A 12,250-nucleotide genomic window follows, 5' to 3' on the forward strand; every position below is an offset into this window, starting at 1 on the left:
TTTATTCATTAAAAATGTTTTATTTAATAGAAAATACATTTTGATACAGCCACGAGTTTCGCCAAAGAACTGTGGGCGCTTTTAGCATCTTGGGTAGACAAAGCAAGGCCCTGTTGATTGATGGCCGATGATACTGTGCTAGCGAAAACTCGCCGCAAAAAAATAGAGGGGGTTCATTATCAGTATTAGGGCAATCAACATGATGTTATAGCAGGCATCGGCTGAGTGAACCTGTTTTTTTCTCACTAAATCAGTGCGAAACTTGTGGTGAGGCCAGAAAAAACAATGGCAGAAATGCATCAAACAGCAAAAATCATCAAACCAAAACAAATCAACTTTAACCAATCAGGGGAGAGCGAAAATCGTCATTAACATACTGTCAGACATCAATCGGATCGTATATCTCACTATCCTATTGATTTCTTTTCCGCTGCATGCTCAGCATTTCAGTGGGTTGACGCTGGAAAGTGTGGTCATTGTCAGTCGGCATGGCGTAAGGGCGCCCACCAAATTCACACCTTTAATGCAAAGGGTGACTCCTAATAAATGGCCTGTTTGGGAGGTTCCTTATGGATGGATGACTCCCCGTGGAGGGCAACTGGTTTCATTCATGGGGAGATATCAACATCTCAGACTTGTCAATGAAGGTCTGTTCCAGGAAGGCAAATGCCCAACAAAAGACGAAGTTTCTGTTCTTGCTGATATAGACCAGAGAACACGAAAAACAGGAGAAGCTTTTCTTTCAGGGTTTATGCCATCATGTTCTTTACCCATACATAACCCGCTAATTTTCAACAAAAAAGTCCCTCTTTTTAATCCAATAAAAGCAGGTATCTGTCATATGGATGAGGGGCATGTGAAGCTGGCTGTTCTTATGCGTGCAGGGGGATCTTTGGAACATTTTACTCAAAAGAATCAGCCGGCTTTTTCTGTTCTAGAGAACGTTTTAAATTTCGCACACTCTGATTTTTGTAAAAACAATCCACCAGGAAAATCCTGCACGCTTATAAACGCTCTCCCAGCTGGCCTCCAGGTTCATAGAGATAATGTGTCACTCAGTGGTGCACCTGGCCTTGCTTCAATGTTGACTGAGATTTTTCTTTTACAACAGGCCCAAGGGATGTCTCATGTCGCCTGGGGAAAAATTTCCAGTAGGGAAGAGTGGGATCAATTGCTGAGTTTACATAATGCTCAATTCGATCTTCTGCAGCGAATGCCTTATATTGCCCGCCACCGCGCAACGCCTTTGTTAGATTTAATACTGATGGCACTGACTCCGGGGAATAAAGGGAAAAATGTTGACGGCATTACACTCCCTGCGTCTTTGCTGTTTATCGCTGGACACGACACGAATATTGCGAATATTGGTGGTGCGTTAGGGATGAAATGGCAGCTTTCTGGCCAGCCTGACAACACCCCCCCAGGCGGAGAACTTGTTTTTGAACGTTGGGTTCGTGTGAGTGATAACACACAATGGATAAAGATATCTATCGTCTATCAGACATTAGAGCAAATGAGGAATATGAGCCAGTTGTCACTAGAAAATCCGCCTGTTCAAGTGAACCTGGCTTTGCCTGCATGTGAAGAACAAAACGAGCAACAGATGTGTTCATTGAAAAGTGTTCAAAAAATCATTCAATCAGTACGCATTCCTGAATGTAGCATCTGCAGTAAGCATCATTAATACTTTGTTAAATCAGCACTAAACAAATTTAACTGCTCAATCCAATCAAAAACAGCATCATTACAGTTCTCACGCAAGAAAGCAGGTTCGGAAAATAGCACGTTATCGACTATTTTTGAGAAAATTTTTTTCGGGGGAAGCCTACCATGAGTATCTATTTTTCTGTTGGTGGTTGTTCATTGGGTAAAGTTTTAGTTGCTCAAAGCGCATTCGGGGTATGTGCTATCCTGATGGGAGATGACGAGACATTGCTGATGAATGAACTCAAAGCGATTTTCACCAGAGAGACGTTGCTGGAAAATCATGGATTGCTTAAACCGCACTTAGGACAGGTGAGTCATTTTATTGATTCACCTATGGATAAAATAGCTTTTCCGCTCGATATTCAAGGGACTCTATTCCAGCTGAGCGTCTGGCAGGCATTACGAGATATACCGTTTGGGGAGACACTGAGTTATCGAGATATGGCCAGAAAAATACACCGCCCCGATGCGGTGCGAGCGGTAGCAAACGCGTGCGCTTCCAATCACCTGGCGGTGGTCATTCCTTGTCATCGTGTCATTCGTACCGATGGTACGCTGTCTGGTTATCGTTGGGGCATTGACCGAAAACGCCAACTGTTAGAAAAAGAAGCAAGATGTTTGTATGATGCCTGACTTTTTGACGATGCAAACCCCTGTGAGAAGCCATGAATCATCTTTGCTTGGAAAGGCTGAATTGAAACCAACTCATCTAAAAATTCTGAACTGCTTAGATCTAGACCTCCTCGATAATAATACCGTATAATGCCGGCCTCATTTAGGCCCCTTAGCTCAGTTGGTTAGAGCGCGCGACTCATAATCGCTAGGTCGCTGGTTCAAGTCCAGCAGGGGCCACCAATGACAAATGAATTGACATTTCATCCCTTCTTTTTTCATCTTCAATACAAAAGCACAGCCTATAGTTTTTTTGCAAGAGCTCTATTGCGAAAGAAATTTTTACAAATTGTTGAGCTTTTTATCATAATATTTATTAAAACCTGATTTCTTTTTGTCACTGATGTGACTAGGCTAATAGAAAATTTAAAGTGAAATTACCTTATTTTTTTACTGGCAGAGTCGTCAGACTCTTCGAATGCAGATACCTCATTAAGAGAATGATAATGATGACAAAAAAAAGCTTTCGTATAGAAGAAGACCTTTTAGGTAAACGACCCGTTCTCAATAGTGCTTATTATGGGATTCATACCGTAAGGGCCATTGACAATTTTCAGATCAGTAGTCACAAGATTAGCGACGTGCCTGAGCTTATTCATGGAATGGTGATGGTAAAAAAAGCCGCCGCCATGGCGAACAGTGAGCTAGGTACACTTTCTCGCGAAGTTGCTGATATCATTATAAAAGCCTGTGATGAAATTCTAATTAACCAAAAATGCATGGATCAGTTCCCTGTAGATATTTTTCAGGGTGGTGCCGGGACTTCCTTGAATATGAATACGAATGAAGTACTTGCTAACATTGGGTTGGAGCTTATGGGGTATCAAAAAGGCCAATACGAGCACCTTAATCCTAATGATCACCTCAATCAATCTCAATCTACAAATGATGCTTATCCTACAGGGTTTCGCCTTGCGGTTTATGTTTCTATTGGAAAATTGATCATCGCAATTAAAGAGTTACATCAAAGCTTTGGTAAAAAAGCAAAAAAATTTTTCGACATTCTAAAAATGGGCCGCACCCAGTTGCAGGATGCTGTTCCTATGACATTAGGCCAGGAATTTAAGGCTTTTGAAGTTTTGCTTAATGAAGAAATAAAAAATCTAGAGCGCACCAGAAAACTATTATTAGAAATTAACTTAGGGGCTACAGCGATTGGTACCGGCTTAAACACACCGGAAGGTTACCAGGTGCTGGTGATTAAAAAATTGTGTGAGCTGACTCAATTAAAATTTGTAGCTGCAGATAATTTAATCGAAGCCACTTCAGACTGCGGTGCGTATGTCATGGTGCATAGTGCGCTAAAGCGTTTAGCGGTGAAAATGTCAAAAATTTGTAATGATTTACGTTTATTATCTTCAGGCCCTAGAGCGGGATTAAATGAAATTAATTTACCTCAACTACAAGCAGGCTCTTCCATTATGCCTGCGAAGGTCAATCCTGTGATCCCAGAGGTGGTCAACCAAGTCTGTTTCAAAGTGATTGGTAATGATATTTGTGTGACCATGGCGGCAGAAGCGGGCCAACTTCAATTAAACGTAATGGAACCCGTCATTGCTCAGGCTATGTTTGAATCTATTCAGATTCTGACGAACGCTTGTCAGAATTTAAAAGAAAAATGTATAAAAGGTATCACTGCCAATAAGGAGGTTTGTGAACATTCTGTTCTCAACTCTATCGGTATAGTGACTTATCTTAATCCTTTTATTGGACACCATAATGGAGATATCGTTGGTAAAGAGTGCGCAAAAACGGGTAAAAGTGTTCGTGAGGTTGTATTACAAAAAGGCTTACTCACAGAAGCGGAGCTAGATAATATTTTATCCGTTGAAAATTTGATGCGCCCCAGATACATCGCAAAGCGGTATTATGATGATTAATTTTTTCAAGAAATTTGTGCTCACGAAAATATGCTCAGACCAGGCCTTCTACGCTGACTAAAGTCTTATCATTATGTTGATTCATCATCGGCTTGATATTCTAAATTTAAGACAAAACGTAATATCGCCGCCACAGGTTCAAAAAGATGCTCAGGGATAATTTCATCACAATTCACTTCATTATGTAGCATTTGCGCGAGTCTCACATTTTCAACCACTGGCACATCAAATTTTTCGGCTAATTTAATAATGGTCTGAGCCCTTGTTCCCTTTCCTTTTTCAAGCACGATAGGTAGCGGCGCTTCTTCTGGATGATAAAATAAACACACCGCAAAATGAGTGGGATTTTTAATCACTGCGGTTGAGCCTTTGACTTTATTAGAGAGGCTTCCGCTTTGAATTTCCTGTTGTAATTCTCGACGTTTAGATTTTATTTCAGGATCACCATCGGTATCTTTGTATTCACGTTTGATTTCTTCACGGGACATTTTCATTTTTTTCATGGTGTTATAATGCTGAAAGCTGTAGTCCAAGATACCAAATATCACGTAACACGCGAGCAAAGATCCCAGCAACCATTGCATTAAAGTACCAAATATCGGAAAAGCACAATGAGTGCCACAATACGATAAATATCCAAAGGTAGGTGCATATTCGCGAAGTAGATAAGCAAAAATTAAAGAGACTAAAATCACTTTAAATAATGATTTACAAATTTCAAACAGGCTGCGGAGGGAAACCAAATTTTTAAAATTACTGATAGGATTGATATGTTGGCCTTTAAAACCGATTGCTTTGGTTGCGAGTAGAGGGCCAACCTGTGCCATAACGACCAGTATGGTCGCTAATGCTAATCCCCCTCCTAATACTCCCATAATCTGTAAAAACACACTGGCTATTTCAGAGGTCAGATCGAGTACCGCAATGCCTATAGGTTTATCTGATTTTTTTATACTACTGGTAATTAAAAGACCCATCAAATTCACTAAATCAGGCCCGACTAATGAAAAATAAATGAGAATAATGGCCAATTGTGTGCCTGAAGTAATTTCGACACTTTTAATGACCTCTCCCTTTTCCCGGGATTCTTTTATGCGTTTCTCTGTAGGTTTTTCGTTTTTTTCAGGCATGATCAGCCGCTCTTTAAAATTTTAACCAGATAGGTCATATTTTTTTCAATATGTTTAATTTCATTCAAATAATGGTGAAATGCAAAAGGCAAACTGATCAGCAATAAAAAAAGGGCCATAATGCTCTTGATAGGCATGGCAAGAAAAAAAACATTAAGTTGTTGTGCGGAACGGTTAATAAGCCCTAACGAAAGGTCTGTTATTAGCATCACTAACAATGCAGGTAAAGCGAAGTTAAAACAAAGTTCGAACATTAACCCCCACTGCATTTTTATAAAGCTTAATAATTTTTCTCCAAAAAATAGAATTTTTTCTCCTGGGTATAATAGGTCATAAGAACCATAAATTACCCTCAATAATGAATTAAATCCCCCTGCAATTAAAAATAGTACAGACAAAACCTGGCTAAATAAAATGCCGAAAACAGAGGATTGCATTCCCATAGTAGGGTTAATAGCACTGGCCATAGTCGCGCCACGCATGGTGTCTATTAAAGAAGCGGCCATTTCAATCGCCCAAAATGGCAACGCAGCAAAGAAACCTATGGTGACACCGATGACCAGCTCCATCATGATAGCGAAGCACCAATGAATTAATATGTGAGAATGTATTAAAGAAGAAGAAATGGTGATGGGAGTGATAGGCAAAGCAATCGCCACCAATAACCCATTACGCAACAGAGAACTACCTAAACTGTGAGTCGTGAATACAGGAAAAATCAACAAAACCCCTAAGGGGCGAGCCATCGCAAGTCCGAGGGCGGTCAGCCAAGGAATATATTCAGCCATTTTATTGGTGCATATTCCCAATTTGTAAGAAAACTTGATGGGTATAATTCAGCATGGTACTTCCCATCCAGTGATAGCTCATCAGCAAACACAGGCAAACTGCCAATAATTTAATTAAAAATTGTAATGTTTGATCCTGAATCTGTGTCAACGCTTGAAATAAACTGACCATCAAACCCACTAATGAGGCCACTACCACAACAGGCATCGAAAGAATTAAAACAATCCAAAGTACCTGAGTGGTTAATTGAATAATAATGGCATTACTCATCGGTAAGATCCTACCAATTGCCCCAATATCATGTCCCAACCTCCCACCAGAAGGAAAATAAGTATTTTGAAAGGTAATGAAATGGTCATAGGTGACATCATCATCATGCCCATCGCCAATAGAATATTGGACACGATCAAATCGATGGCCACAAAAGGAAGATAAAGTAATAGACCTATTTTAAAGGCCTCAATAAGCTGGCTTACGGTAAAAGCGGGCATTAATATCAGCAATGAATCTGAAGCAACTTTATCACGGTACTTTTTTGGCCAATTATTTTTAATCATATCGGAAAAAAAATTGATTTGCTCCGATGAGGTGTTATGAAGAAGAAATTGACGATAAGGATCGAGCGCTTTGCTGTTAATTTGCTCGACAAAAGTGCCAAAATCCTGTGATAATTTTTCTCCTTTTAAGCTTTCATTCACCTCCAAACCGACCGGAGCCATGATGAAAATCGTCAATACCAAAGCCAAACCATAGATAGCAATATTCGGAGGTGTTTGTTGCACACCTAATGCATTACGTAATAAAGAAAAAACGACCGACAACTTTAAAAAGCAAGTCCCCATCACGACCAGTAATGGAAAAATAGATAATAAAAAGAGTAAAGTAATTAATTCATAGGAGCTATTGACTAATTCCATGACCTATCCCAATAGACCTTTTGCAAGATCATTTCAAAAATCTATTAAAAATGACTGTATATTATTGGAGACGATCAACAAATAGCATAGGGTGATAACTGGATATCGATCATTCAAGCTATATTATTTATGAATGATGATGTTACCTGGATAACAGCTTTTTTAATTCATTCCCACCCTTATGACGAATATCCTGTCCTTCAACATAATAAACAATAAACTCACAAATATTTTGGCAGCGATCTCCTATCCGTTCGATGGAACGAGCGCAAGAAAGCGCAGTGATCACACTGGGGATAGTGCGGGTATCTTCCATCATATAGGTCATTAATTGGCGCACTATTCCTTCATATTCTTGATCTACCTTTTCATCTTCCTGATAAATTTTGATGGCCATATTAAGATTCATGGTTGTAAAAGCATCGAGAACGTCGCCGAGCATCTGGATAGTGTGTTTACCTAAAGATTCAAGACTGGCTAAAACAACTGATTTTTGTTGATCAGATAATGTTTTAAACGCCGTAGAGCAAATTCTCTCAGCGACATCTCCAATACGTTCTAATTCTGAAATGATTTTGATAATCGCTATCACTAAACGTAAATCCTTTGCAATAGGTTGACGTCTTGCGATAATAAGGACGCAGTCTTCATCGATTTTCATTTCCATTTCATTCACTTTTTTATCTGCTTTGATCACTTTTTTTGCTAATTGCATATCTTGGTCGTGCATCGCTTTAATAGCATCAGTCAATTGTTTTTTGACTAATTGTCCCATGGACTGTACCTGAGTATGAATTCCCTCAAGATCAGCATTAAACTGTCCTGAAATATGTTTATCTAAATTAAGATCGTTCATAAAGTGCCCTACGTTAGCCATACCTTCCTGTAATATAATCCTCTGTTTGTTTTTTTTTCGGCGTAGTAAACAAAATATCTGTACCACTGAATTCAATTAATTCACCCAAATACATAAATGCGGTGTAATCAGAACAGCGAGCTGCCTGTTGCATGTTATGAGTCACGATGACTACGGTGTAGTCTGATTTTAATTCACTGATCAGTTCTTCTATTTTACCGGTAGAAATCGGATCAAGAGCAGAACAAGGCTCATCGAGCAATAAGACTTCGGGTCGGATGGCAATCCCCCGTGCAATACACAATCTTTGCTGTTGTCCCCCGGATAAACTATAGCCACTTTGTTGTAGTTTATCTTTAATTTCATTCCAGAGTGCGGCTTTAGTCAGCGCCCATTCAACTCGCTCATTCATTTCAACGCGTGAAAGATTCTCAAAGAGCCGGACTCCAAATGCAATATTATCGTAAATAGACATGGGAAAAGGCGTTGGTTTTTGAAAAACCATCCCGACTTTTGCTCGCAACAAGGCAATATCCTGTTTATCGGTCAGAATATTTTGACCATCCAACGATATACTGCCTTCTGTTCTTTGCTCTGGATACAATTGATACATTTTATTAAAGGTGCGTAATAGAGTTGATTTGCCACAGCCTGAGGGTCCTATAAAGGCCGTGACTTGATTTCGAGTAATATCTAAAGAAATATTTTTTAGTGCCTGAAACTTTCCGTAATAAAAATTCAGAGAACGCACCTGAATTTTGCTGATGTCAGTAAGCATAATAATTAAGACTCATCTCTTTGATGACATTTTTTTGTAGTGCATTTGTATAGTAAGCATGAGAGTTCCGTAAAAATTTGTTTCTTTCTTAAAAATAAAGTCGTCATATTTAATATCCACTCATAATTCAAGATAAAAGCCTAATATCATAGTTTTTAAACTTTCTTCTTTTTAGAGAAAATGATGCGCGCTAATATATTTAAAAATAACACACAAAACGTAATCAATAACACGCCCGCCCAAGCTAACTGTTGCCATTGAGAAAAAGGGCTCATCGCAAATTTAAATATGGTAACCGGCAAATTAGCAATTGGTTGACTTAAATCTGTGCTCCAAAATTGATTAGACAACGAAGTAAACAGTAGGGGTGCGGTTTCTCCGGAAATACGAGCAATCGCCAAAAGAATACCGGTCAAAATACCGGGAATAGACGCCTTCAACGTGATAGAAAAAATCATACGCCATTGAGGAGCGCCCACTGCATAAGCCGCTTCTCTCAAACTATCGGGTACCAAAGTGAGCATATTTTCAGTGGTACGTATCACAATTGGGATCTGTAATAATGCCAACGCAATCAACCCCGCCCATCCAGAAAAATGCTCCATTTGAGTCACGACAAAAGTATAAACAAAAAGGCCGATCACAATTGAAGGGGCTGACAATAAAATATCATTGATAAAACGAATCATCTCTGCCAAACGAGATTGACGACCATATTCTGCCAAATAAATGCCTGACATGACCCCCAATGGGGTTCCTACCAAAGTGGCTCCTGAAATCAACAAAATACTGCCCATAATTGCATTAGCTAAACCCCCTCCCTCTGTATTCGGAGGTGGGGTCATCTCAGTAAATAAAGCGAAAGACATGCCATCCATACCTTTGACTACTGTAGAAAACAGGATCCATATTAACCAAAACAACCCAAAAATCATCGTGATCATTGAAAGTAACAAAGCCATTTTATTTTTATTACGGCGCCAAGCTTGCTTTCTAGTTCGAGTTGCCATCAAAGTCAGCGGACGCTTTATTTTTATATTCTGATCAGCTTCCTTCATCTAATGCCCTTCTTTTTTAGAGATGCGTGAAATCATCCATTTGGATAGGGTGAGCACGATAAATGTAATGAAAAACAAAATCAGACTTAATTCCATCAACGCGGCAGTATGTAAACCCGATTCAGCTTCAGCAAATTCATTTGCAATGGCGGAGGTAATACTGTTGCCCGGCATGAATAATGAAAAACTGTTTAATTGATAGGTATTCCCGATAATAAAGGTGACTGCCATTGTTTCGCCGAGTGCTCGCCCAAGGCCTAACATGATCCCACCAATCACTCCGTTTTTTGTAAATGGCAACACAACATGCCAGATGACTTCCCAGGTTGTGCATCCAATACCATAGGCAGATTCTTTCATCATAATAGGTGTTTGATCAAAAACATCCCTCATCACAGAAGCAATATAGGGAATGATCATAATAGCTAAAATAACCCCTGCAGCTAAAATACCAATGCCAAAAGCAGGGCCTGAAAACAACATTCCAATAATAGGAATTCCTGAGACAACATCAGCAATAGGCTCTTGGAAATATTGAGCGAATATCGGTGAAAAAACGAACAATCCCCACATTCCATACACAATACTAGGAATAGCCGCCAAAAGTTCAATGGCCAATCCCAATGGCCTTTTTAACCAATTGGGCGCTAACTCTGTCAAAAACAACGCGATGCCAAAGCTGACGGGGACGGCAATCACAATAGCGATGAGCGATGTCACTATCGTTCCGTAAATGGGAACTAAAGCACCAAAATGATCAGCAGGAGGATTCCATTCTTTGGTCCAAAAAAAAGAAAACCCGAATTTTTCTATGCTAGGCCAAGAAGTCAAAAGCAACGATAGGATGATCCCGGATAACAAAAAAAGAGTGAAAAAAGCGGCCAGTTTTACCAAAGTACTAAAAACAGTATCACCGTATTTATTGGGTAATTTCACCGAAAGACTGGACTTAACCATGTATAATTTCCATCGCAAGCAAACCATTATTTTTACAAAGATCAAGTGTAAAATAGACATGAAATTTTTTATGTCTGATTACAGTTGTTAAAAATGAGTTCAAAATACTTGTTTTTTCGCCATTAAAAACACTCTTATACAAGACAGATCACAGACCAAAAATACTGCCTTTTTTCGCTTGTTTTTTATATTAGTTTGAGAATTGATTAAGCTTTAAAAAAAGCTTGACCATTTTTATTCTTACAGCTGAGTTTCCCATGCCTTACGTATCTGATTAGTGACAGAGTCGGGCAGGGTAGCATAATCAAGATCATTCGCCTCTTTAGCGCCATATCTATAAGCCCAATCAAAAAATTTGAGAACATCGATACGTCTATCATTGGTCTTTTTGGGTGTTTTCTTTATCAGAATGAACGTTGCTGCTGTGATTGGCCATGAATTATCTCCTTTTTGATCTGTTAGATCCTGAGCAAAAGAGTGTGTCCAGTCAACATCCTTTGCCGCCGATTCAAAGCTGGTTAAATTTGGTGTAACAGACCGATTATTTGCAGACAATAATCTAGTGTAGGCTAAATTATTTTGCTTCGCGTAAGAGTATTCCACATAACCAATCGAACCAGGTAAACGTTGAACAAAAGCGGCGACCCCATCGTTACCTTTCCCTCCTAATCCAATTGGCCAATTAATATTAGAGCCCTCGCCTATTTTTGCTTTCCATTCAGGATTTTTTTTAGAAAGATAATGCGTAAAAACAAAAGTTGTGCCTGAGCCATCTGCACGACGCACGACGGCAATATCCTGATCAGGCAATATCATCTTAATCTCAGGATTTAAAGCTATAATTTCAGGATCATTCCACTTTTTAATTTTACCTAAATAAATATCTCCCAGCACTTTACCATCTAATATGAGCTGATCTGATTTAATACCAGGGATATTGACGGCCAAGACGATCCCTCCAATCACAGTGGGAAATTGAAATAAATTATTTTTCAGTAATTGTTGTTCCGTTAAAGGAATATCCGAAGCCGCGAAATCAACTGTATTGGCAATAATTTGTTTGATACCTGCGGATGAGCCGATACCTTGATAGTTAATTTTAGCGCCCATCTTTTTTTGATAGGAATCTGCCCACTTTGAATACAAAGAAGTAGGAAATGTCGCGCCAGCCCCCGTTAAGTTCGTACTAGAAAATGCTGAGGCCGTGATTAACAAAATGCTACTTAAAACACAAAGGAAAGTGATATGCCGTAATTTCATAATGGGCCTTTTATATTTTGCGATCTGAAATGAAAGTTAAAAAACTTGCTTGAACAAATTGTCTTCATAAACAGAAAGATGTGCAAGCAATAAAAAATAATAGATTTTTTGTAAAATCGTAGCCTGATGATTCAAATCATAAGTAAAATTCAAAAAAACACCCACACCCCATTTTTTTCAGAAGGCCTTTCAGAAGAAAATTTCGATAAAACTCGCATTTTTATGTAAAGAAAAGAAATAACAAAA

The 12,250-nt window shown here is 39.0% G+C and carries 11 protein-coding genes, 1 tRNA gene and 1 pseudogene; 4 read left to right on the top strand and 9 right to left on the bottom strand.

Going from position 1 to position 12,250, the window contains the following annotated elements:
- Positions 1–376 precede the first annotated feature (376 nt).
- The 4 genes from AACL23_RS05885 (at position 377) to aspA (ending at position 4,259) form a co-directional block, all read left to right on the top strand.
- Complete coding sequence (locus AACL23_RS05885) at positions 377–1,684, top strand: AppA family phytase/histidine-type acid phosphatase (protein ID WP_422389644.1); 1,308 nt, start codon at positions 377–379, stop codon at positions 1,682–1,684.
- A gap of 146 nt (positions 1,685–1,830) precedes the next feature.
- Positions 1,831–2,340: a methylated-DNA--[protein]-cysteine S-methyltransferase gene (locus tag AACL23_RS05890; protein ID WP_174889351.1), complete on the top strand. Its 510-nt coding sequence runs from the start codon at positions 1,831–1,833 to the stop codon at positions 2,338–2,340.
- Between the two features lie 145 nt (positions 2,341–2,485).
- Positions 2,486–2,562, top strand: a tRNA-Ile gene (locus AACL23_RS05895).
- A gap of 266 nt (positions 2,563–2,828) precedes the next feature.
- A complete protein-coding gene (gene aspA / locus AACL23_RS05900) occupies positions 2,829–4,259 on the top strand; it encodes an aspartate ammonia-lyase (RefSeq protein ID WP_100097150.1) in 1,431 nt (476 codons plus the stop codon).
- Positions 4,260–4,330: 71 nt separating this feature from the next.
- Here the strand turns inward: aspA and AACL23_RS05905 are convergent, their stop codons facing one another.
- The 9 genes and pseudogenes from AACL23_RS05905 to pstS all read right to left on the bottom strand — a co-directional run bounded on the left by AACL23_RS05905 (position 4,331) and on the right by pstS (position 12,004).
- Positions 4,331–5,389: an EscU/YscU/HrcU family type III secretion system export apparatus switch protein gene (locus AACL23_RS05905; RefSeq protein WP_100096861.1), complete on the bottom strand. Its 1,059-nt coding sequence runs from the start codon at positions 5,387–5,389 to the stop codon at positions 4,331–4,333.
- A gap of 2 nt (positions 5,390–5,391) precedes the next feature.
- Positions 5,392–6,177: a type III secretion system export apparatus subunit SctT gene (gene sctT / locus AACL23_RS05910; RefSeq protein WP_339050666.1), complete on the bottom strand. Its 786-nt coding sequence runs from the start codon at positions 6,175–6,177 to the stop codon at positions 5,392–5,394.
- 1 nt (position 6,178) lies between these two features.
- Complete coding sequence (locus AACL23_RS05915) at positions 6,179–6,448, bottom strand: EscS/YscS/HrcS family type III secretion system export apparatus protein (protein ID WP_015874514.1); 270 nt, start codon at positions 6,446–6,448, stop codon at positions 6,179–6,181.
- A complete protein-coding gene (gene sctR / locus AACL23_RS05920) occupies positions 6,445–7,095 on the bottom strand; it encodes a type III secretion system export apparatus subunit SctR (protein WP_095034600.1) in 651 nt (216 codons plus the stop codon). The genes AACL23_RS05915 and sctR overlap by 4 nt, the downstream gene beginning before the upstream one ends.
- Before the next feature lie 142 nt (positions 7,096–7,237).
- Complete coding sequence (phoU, locus tag AACL23_RS05925) at positions 7,238–7,951, bottom strand: phosphate signaling complex protein PhoU (RefSeq protein ID WP_095034845.1); 714 nt, start codon at positions 7,949–7,951, stop codon at positions 7,238–7,240.
- A 13-nt stretch (positions 7,952–7,964) separates the two neighbouring features.
- Positions 7,965–8,729, bottom strand: a complete 765-nt coding sequence (gene pstB, locus AACL23_RS05930; RefSeq protein ID WP_339050670.1) for a phosphate ABC transporter ATP-binding protein PstB — start codon at positions 8,727–8,729, stop codon at positions 7,965–7,967.
- A gap of 155 nt (positions 8,730–8,884) precedes the next feature.
- Positions 8,885–9,787 (bottom strand): phosphate ABC transporter permease PstA, encoded by a 903-nt coding sequence (pstA, locus tag AACL23_RS05935; protein ID WP_100096863.1) that lies wholly within the window; start codon positions 9,785–9,787, stop codon positions 8,885–8,887.
- Positions 9,788–10,744: a phosphate ABC transporter permease PstC gene (gene pstC, locus AACL23_RS05940; protein WP_171967843.1), complete on the bottom strand. Its 957-nt coding sequence runs from the start codon at positions 10,742–10,744 to the stop codon at positions 9,788–9,790. It lies immediately after the preceding gene.
- Positions 10,745–10,950: 206 nt separating this feature from the next.
- Positions 10,951–12,004 (bottom strand): annotated as a pseudogene (pstS, locus tag AACL23_RS05945) (phosphate ABC transporter substrate-binding protein PstS).
- Positions 12,005–12,250 lie beyond the last annotated feature (246 nt).

Origin of the sequence: Candidatus Williamhamiltonella endosymbiont of Tuberolachnus salignus (assembly GCF_964019775.1) — a bacterium.
Taxonomy (GTDB): Bacteria; Pseudomonadota; Gammaproteobacteria; order Enterobacterales; family Enterobacteriaceae; genus Hamiltonella; species Hamiltonella defendens.

Bases quoted from the DNA above. Each gene is read 5' to 3' on its own strand.
- AACL23_RS05890 (WP_174889351.1), top strand. From the start codon at position 1,831: ATGAGTATCTATTTTTCTGTTGGTGGTTGTTCATTGGGTAAAGTTTTA.
- aspA (WP_100097150.1), top strand. From the start codon at position 2,829: ATGACAAAAAAAAGCTTTCGTATAGAAGAAGACCTTTTAGGTAAACGA.
- AACL23_RS05905 (WP_100096861.1), bottom strand. From the start codon at position 5,389: ATGCCTGAAAAAAACGAAAAACCTACAGAGAAACGCATAAAAGAATCC.
- sctT (WP_339050666.1), bottom strand. From the start codon at position 6,177: ATGGCTGAATATATTCCTTGGCTGACCGCCCTCGGACTTGCGATGGCT.
- AACL23_RS05915 (WP_015874514.1), bottom strand. From the start codon at position 6,448: ATGAGTAATGCCATTATTATTCAATTAACCACTCAGGTACTTTGGATT.
- sctR (WP_095034600.1), bottom strand. From the start codon at position 7,095: ATGGAATTAGTCAATAGCTCCTATGAATTAATTACTTTACTCTTTTTA.
- phoU (WP_095034845.1), bottom strand. From the start codon at position 7,951: ATGAACGATCTTAATTTAGATAAACATATTTCAGGACAGTTTAATGCT.
- pstB (WP_339050670.1), bottom strand. From the start codon at position 8,729: ATGCTTACTGACATCAGCAAAATTCAGGTGCGTTCTCTGAATTTTTAT.
- pstA (WP_100096863.1), bottom strand. From the start codon at position 9,787: ATGAAGGAAGCTGATCAGAATATAAAAATAAAGCGTCCGCTGACTTTG.
- pstC (WP_171967843.1), bottom strand. From the start codon at position 10,744: ATGGTTAAGTCCAGTCTTTCGGTGAAATTACCCAATAAATACGGTGAT.